This window comes from Leptothrix toolikensis (SeqCode) (genome assembly GCF_057922285.1).
In genome coordinates this window covers 21,141-27,750 of sequence record NZ_JBYSVC010000033.1, presented here as the reverse complement: position 1 = coordinate 27,750, position 6,610 = coordinate 21,141, and the positions used below count along the sequence as shown (strand labels likewise).

The following is a 6,610-nucleotide window of genomic DNA, read 5'->3' as shown; positions in this document are numbered from 1 at the left end:
GGTTGGACGCCGGCAATTACGTGCTGGCCACACCGACCCTCAGCACCACCGCCGCCATCACCCCGGCCACGCTGAACGTCAACGGCACCGTCGTCGCCCCCAAGGTCTACGACGCCAGCCTCGCGGCGGCCATCAGCACGCCCGGCACGCTCGCCACCCTCCTTGGCACCGATCAGGTCTTGCTGGGCCAGACCGCCTTGTTCACCAACAAAAACGTCAACACCGCCCAAATCGCTACGGTGACCAACACCCTGAGCGGGTTGGACGCCGGCAATTACGTGCTGGCCACACCGACCCTCAGCACCACCGCCGCCATCACCCCGGCCACGCTCAACGTCAACGGCACCGTCATCGCCCCCAAGGTCTACGACGCCAGCCTCGCGGCCGCCATCGGCACGCCCGGCACGCTCGCCACCCTCCTTGGCACCGATCAGGTCTTGCTGGGTCAATCGGCGGTCTTCACCAGCAAAAACGTCAGCACCGCCCAAATCGCCACGGTGACCAACACCTTGAGCGGCTTGGATGCCGGCAACTACGTCCTGGCCACGCCGACCCTCAGCACCACCGCCGCCATCACTCCGGCCACGCTCAACGTCAACGGCACCGTCGTCGCCCCCAAGGTCTACGACGCCAGCCTCGCGGCCGCCATCGGCACGCCCGGCACGCTCGCCACCCTGCTTGGCACCGATCAGGTCTTGCTGGGTCAATCGGCGGTCTTCAGCAGCAAGAACGTCAACACCGCCCAAGTCGCCACGGTGACCAACACCTTGAGCGGCTTGGACGCCGGCAACTACATCCTTGCCAATCCCAACATCAACACCACGGCGGCGATCACCCCGGCCACGCTGAACGTCAACGGCACCGTCATCGCCCCCAAGGTCTACGACGCCAGCCTCGCGGCCGCCATCGGTACGCCCGGCACGCTCGCCACCCTCCTTGGGACGGATCAGGTCTTGCTGGGTCAATCGGCGGTCTTCAGCAACAAGAACGTCAGCACCGCTCAAGTCGCCACCGTCACCAACACCTTGAGCGGGTTGGACGCCGGCAACTACGTCCTGGCCACACCGACCCTCAGCACCACCGCCGCCATCACCCCGGCCACGCTGAACGTCAACGGCACCGTCATCGCCCCCAAGGTCTACGACGCCAGCCTCGCGGCCGCCATCGGCACGCCCGGCACGCTCGCCACCCTCCTTGGGACGGATCAGGTCTTGCTGGGTCAATCGGCGGTCTTCACCAGCAAAAACGTCAGCACCGCCCAAATCGCCACCGTCACCAACACCTTGAGCGGCCTGGACGCCGGCAACTACGTCCTGGCCACGCCGACTCTCAGCGCCACCGCTGCCATCACTCCGGCAACGCTCAATGTGGTCGGTACCCAAGTCACCCCCAAGGTCTACGACGGCACACTCACGGCCGTGGTCAGCGGCACCTTGAGCAATGTGCAGCCCAACGATCAAGTGGCCCTGAGCCAAGCCGCCAGCTTTGTCGATCCGGCCATCGGCAATGCCAAGCCGGTGAACATCGCCAACAGCCTGACGGGCCCTGATGCAGGCAACTATGTGCTCAGCACGATCACGCAGATCACGATCGGTAATATCGTTCCGCCGAACATCACACTGCCCAGCACACCACCATCGCCTCCCCCCACGGGGAGTGTGACGATTCTCTTTGACACCGGCCCACGTGGGATTCCAAGCTGGAACGGGGCAACCACAGCCAGTACCCCCGGCGTGGTTCCAGATGCACCGCTGCCCATCGCTGCGGACACCCCCGTGATCACCCTCGCCAAGGCCATACCGGCGATCCCTTCAATGCCGTTGCTGCCCAAGGTCACTGCTGAGCGGGGCGCAACGCCTCAAGAGCCCGTAGAAGAAGCAACCCCCAACGCTGCCGTCACCGTCGCGGCACCGCTACCGCACAAAGCACCCGCGCTGGTGGCTCCACCGCCCGAGGTGATCGTGGCGGCAGCCCCCCTACCCATAGAAGCCTCGGCATCGGCCCCAGCGATACCTCCTCTAGACACGGCCACGCAAGCGGCGGCCGAAGAAGCTGAGCGCAAAATCCGCACTGAAAAGCACGCCCATGCCGTAGCCAAAAGCGCCACAGAAAACACCGCCATGAGCAACGCTAGCGCAGCCATGAACAAGGTACCCATGGGAGGCTCCAAAGGGGATTGGGAATTCTTGCGGCCGTGGAACGCTCGACGCCGCCGCGCTAAGGAAGAAAAAGAACGAGAAAAAGCGGCGCTGGCGGCCAAAGCCCCAAGCTAAGCCAAGCCAAGAGATCCAAGGAATTTTTGATGTCATTGCCCCGTTACCACCGCCAATACCGTTTCGTCTTGGCGGTGTTGCCCATGCTGGCTGGGTCTGGCGCAGCATTCAGCAGCAGCACCATCGGCTTGGATGCCGGTAGCCTGATGCGCGAGGCTCCCCAGCCTGTGCCCATGCAGCGCTCGAATGCGCCGGTCTTACCCCGTGTTCCCGTCGAAGCTCAAGTCACCGCGCCGCAAGATGGCCCCAAAGTGACCGTCAAGTCCGTGCGCTTTCATGGTGTGCGGGCTTTTCCTGAGGCCACGTTGCTGGACTTGGTGGCAGAGGCTCAAGGCAAAACACTCGACGGCAAACAACTCCAAGCACTGAGTGAGCGCATCACGGCCTACTACCGCGCCCAAGGTTATTTGCTGGCTCGCGCCTACCTGCCCACCCAAAGAATGACCGAAGGGGCGGTAGAAATTGCGGTCGCTGAAGGTCGGCTCAGTCGGTTGAGCATCGATGCCAACACCCCGGCCGAGGCCGCCCAAGTGCAGTCTTATCTCACCGATCTGCACCTGGGTGAGCCGCTACAAAGCATGCCCCTTGAGCGCGACTTGCTGCTGCTGTCCGACTTGCCCGGCGTGAAAGTGCTGCCCAGTTTGCTACCGGGCGAAACGGTCGGTACCAGCCACTTGGATGTGCAAATCAAAAGCACCCGGGCGGTCAATGGCAGCGTCACACTGGACAACCACGGTAACCACTACACCGGCGAGGCCCGGGTGAGCAGCCGCATCAACATCGCCAATTCGTTTTTCCTTGGCGACAGCTTGGATCTGAGCGCCGCCTACGCCGGCCCCGGGTTTCACTACGGGCGCTTGGCCTGGCAAACCCCGGTGGGTGGTCATGGCGTGCAAGTGGGGGTGGCCGGTGCCGTGATGGGCGACACCTTGGGCCAAGAGGCCGCCAGCTTGCAAGCCTCGGGGCGCGCCAGTGACTTCACGCTGTACGCCTTACAGCCCTTGGTGCGGAGCCGCACCCTCAACGTGCAAGCGCAAGGAGCTTGGGATATCAAACGCTTCGATGACACCGTCTTGGGCAGCACCAGCACCAAGCAGGTTCAAGTGCTATCGCTGGGCTTGTCGGGCAGTGCGCCCGTCCTGTGGGGTGCCACCAGCCAAGGCTCAGTCACCTTGACCTTGGGGCGCTTGCAAAATGGCTACGGCGACCCAACAAACGGCGACTACGCCAAGATCAGCTTTCAGGGCGAATATCAACAGCCGGTGGGTCGCACCACCGCCATCACCGTCAAGGTCAGCGGCCAGGGTGCCGGCAAGAATCTGGACACCTCCGAAAAAATCGCCTTGGGCGGACCGCAAGGGGTGCGTGCCTACGGCGTGGGCGAAGGAGCCGCCGATGACGCGCTTTTGGCCCGTACCGAGCTGCGCCGCACTTGGGCCGACAACAGCCTCCAAACCAAGGTGTTTGTCGATGCAGCCAAAGGCATCCCTGCGCATACCGCTTTGCCGGGCAACAGCGCACACATCCGCAATCTGGCGGGTGCCGGTCTGGGCTTGGATGTGAAGCTGCTGCCTTATGACGTGCTCTTTCAAACCGCCATAGCGTGGCGCATGGTGGGTCTGGCAAGCACACACCTTGATCGCAGTCCACGCCTGTGGGCGTTGCTCACCAAAGCCTTCTAGGGCAACGCCACGTCGAGGCCCACCTTGGCGCGGTGGATGCTGAAAAAGCTGCGCACATTGCGCACATTGGCATCACAGCTGAACAGCCGCTGCGTTAGCGCCTGGTAGGCCACCATGTCGAGTACCTGCACGATGAGGATGAAATCCGGCCCGCCTTGGGTGCGGTAGCACTGCTGCACCCCAGGGTCCGCCACCGCGCGGGCTTCAAAAGCCTGTAAGTGCTCGACCGACTGGTGGTCGAGCGTGATTTCAACGATGGCCGTGAGCCCCGCACCCAGCACTTCGGCCGAAAGCACCGCCACGGTGCGCTCAATCACCCCTGACTCGGTCAGGCGGCGCACCCGGCGCAGCGTGGTCGCCGGCGAAGCGGCCACCGTTTCGGCCAAAGATTGATTGGAGGGCGTCGCATCACGTTGTAATTGCGCCAACAAACGCAGATCAAGCTCATCCAACTCGGCCAAAGATGTCTTTAAAGAAGCCATTCTGAAATTTTATTTCACCATGCGTAGTGCGTAGCTTTTTATTGCAAAAATATGACAATAAACGTCATTCATTGCAAAGCAAAGTCCCTAGGATCAAAGCACTCACTCAATCCTTGGAGTTCTCATCATGTGTGGCATCGTCGGTGCAGTCAGCCAACGCAACATTGTTCCCATCCTGCTTCAAGGCCTGCAACGGCTTGAATATCGGGGCTACGATTCCTGCGGTGTCGCCGTTCATCAAGGCGGCGAGCTCAAACGAGCCCGCAGCACCGCCCGGGTGACCGAGTTGGAAACCCAAGTCCAACAAGACAGCATCGAAGGCTTCATCGGCATTGCCCATACCCGCTGGGCCACCCATGGTGTGCCAGCGGTGCATAACGCCCACCCGCATTTCTCGCATGGCATCGGGGCCGATGCCCAAAGCAGCAAGGCGGGTCGCGTTGCCTTGGTCCACAACGGCATCATCGAAAATCACGACGAGCTGCGCGCCGAGCTGCAAGCCCGGGGCTACGTCTTCAACAGCCAGACCGACACCGAGGTGATCGCGCATTTGGTGGACTCGCTCTATCAGCACGATTTGTTTGACGCAGTGTTGCTGGCGATCCAGCGCCTCAAAGGAGCTTATGCGATTGCGGTGTTTTGTCGTGATGAGCCGCAACGCGTCATTGGGGCGCGTTCGGGCTCACCCTTGGTGTTGGGTGTGGGCCAAGGCGAGAACTTCCTCGCCTCTGACGCCATGGCTCTGGCAGGCGTGACCGATCAGATCGTCTACCTCGACGAAGGTGATGTTGTTGATTTACAACAGGGCAAATACTGGATCTCGGGTCGCAAGGCTGAAGGCGGCTTTGTGCGCGTTGAGCGCCCGGTCAAAACGGTGCATGCCCACAGCGGTGCGGCCGAACTCGGCCCCTATCGGCACTACATGCAAAAAGAGATCTTTGAGCAACCGCGCGCGATCGGCGACACGCTCGAAGGCATCGCCGGGATCACCCCTGAGCTGTTTGGCGATGACGCCTACCGCGTCTTCCAGTCGATCGACAAGGTGTTGATCTTGGCCTGCGGCACCAGCTACTACGCGGGCTGCACCGCCAAGTACTGGCTGGAAAGCATCGCCAAGATCCCCACGCAAGTCGAAATCGCCAGCGAATACCGCTACCGCGATAGCGTGCCCGACCCCAAAACGCTGATCGTCACCATCAGTCAAAGTGGCGAGACCGCCGACACGCTGGCAGCACTCAAGCATGCCCGCAGCCTCGGCATGGAGCAAACGCTGACGATTTGCAACGTCTCGACCAGCGCCATGGTGCGCGAGTGCAAGCTGGCTTACATCACCCGCGCAGGGGTTGAGATCGGCGTCGCTTCGACCAAAGCATTCACCTCTCAACTGGCCGGTTTGTTCCTGCTGACCTTGGCCTTGGCGCAGAGTCGCGGCCTGCTGAGCGAAGCCGAGGAGGCCGAACATCTGAAGGCGATGCGCCATCTGCCCGTGGCCCTGCAAGCTGTCTTGGCCCTAGAGCCGCAAGTGATGGCTTGGGCTGAAGAGTTCGCCAGCAAGGAAAACGCGCTGTTCTTGGGCCGAGGCCTGCACTACCCAATTGCCCTTGAAGGTGCCTTGAAGCTGAAAGAAATCAGCTACATCCACGCGGAGGCCTACCCAGCGGGTGAACTCAAGCACGGCCCCTTGGCCTTGGTGACAGCACAAATGCCGGTGGTCACCATTGCACCCAACGACGCCTTGCTTGAAAAGCTCAAAAGCAATCTGCAAGAAGTTCGTGCCCGAGGCGGCCAACTCTATGTGTTCGCCGACGGTGACAGCAAAATCGAAAGTGCCCCCGGTCTGCATGTCATCCGTATGCCCGAACACTACGGCCCCTTGAGTCCAATCCTGCACGTCGTGCCCCTACAACTTCTGGCTTATCACACCGCTTGCGCACGCGGCACCGACGTGGACAAGCCGCGCAATTTGGCCAAGAGCGTGACCGTCGAGTGAGTTCAAAGGCCAAAGAACCCACAAATCAGGGTTTTCCATGCATCAAATCCCCCCTCTGTTACAACACTTCCCGAAAGTGAGGGCCAGAGACCCTGCTGAGTCATTCATAATGACAACCGCGTGTTTGGAAATGCAGTGCCTTCTCTTTTCTGCGGAATGAGTTCTGGCTTTAGCACCTCCACA

General features: G+C 61.5%; 4 protein-coding genes. 3 read left to right on the top strand and 1 reads right to left on the bottom strand.

The annotated features are described in order from the left end of the window. Positions 1-2,273: YDG domain-containing protein (locus AC3VI7_RS06850; RefSeq protein ID WP_489671434.1), on the top strand; the 2,273-nt coding region annotated here is incomplete at its 5' end. 29 nt (positions 2,274-2,302) lie between these two features. Continuing rightward, positions 2,303-3,955, top strand: a complete 1,653-nt coding sequence (locus AC3VI7_RS06845) for a ShlB/FhaC/HecB family hemolysin secretion/activation protein (protein WP_489669580.1) — start codon at positions 2,303-2,305, stop codon at positions 3,953-3,955. Here AC3VI7_RS06845 and AC3VI7_RS06840 read toward each other — a convergent pair. After that, positions 3,952-4,437 (bottom strand): Lrp/AsnC family transcriptional regulator, encoded by a 486-nt coding sequence (locus tag AC3VI7_RS06840; RefSeq protein ID WP_489669579.1) that lies wholly within the window; start codon positions 4,435-4,437, stop codon positions 3,952-3,954. The genes AC3VI7_RS06845 and AC3VI7_RS06840 overlap by 4 nt on opposite strands. Before the next feature lie 127 nt (positions 4,438-4,564). Between AC3VI7_RS06840 and glmS the strand changes: the two genes are divergently transcribed. Continuing rightward, a complete protein-coding gene (gene glmS, locus AC3VI7_RS06835) occupies positions 4,565-6,427 on the top strand; it encodes a glutamine--fructose-6-phosphate transaminase (isomerizing) (protein ID WP_489669578.1) in 1,863 nt (620 codons plus the stop codon). Positions 6,428-6,610: the final 183 nt, after the last annotated feature.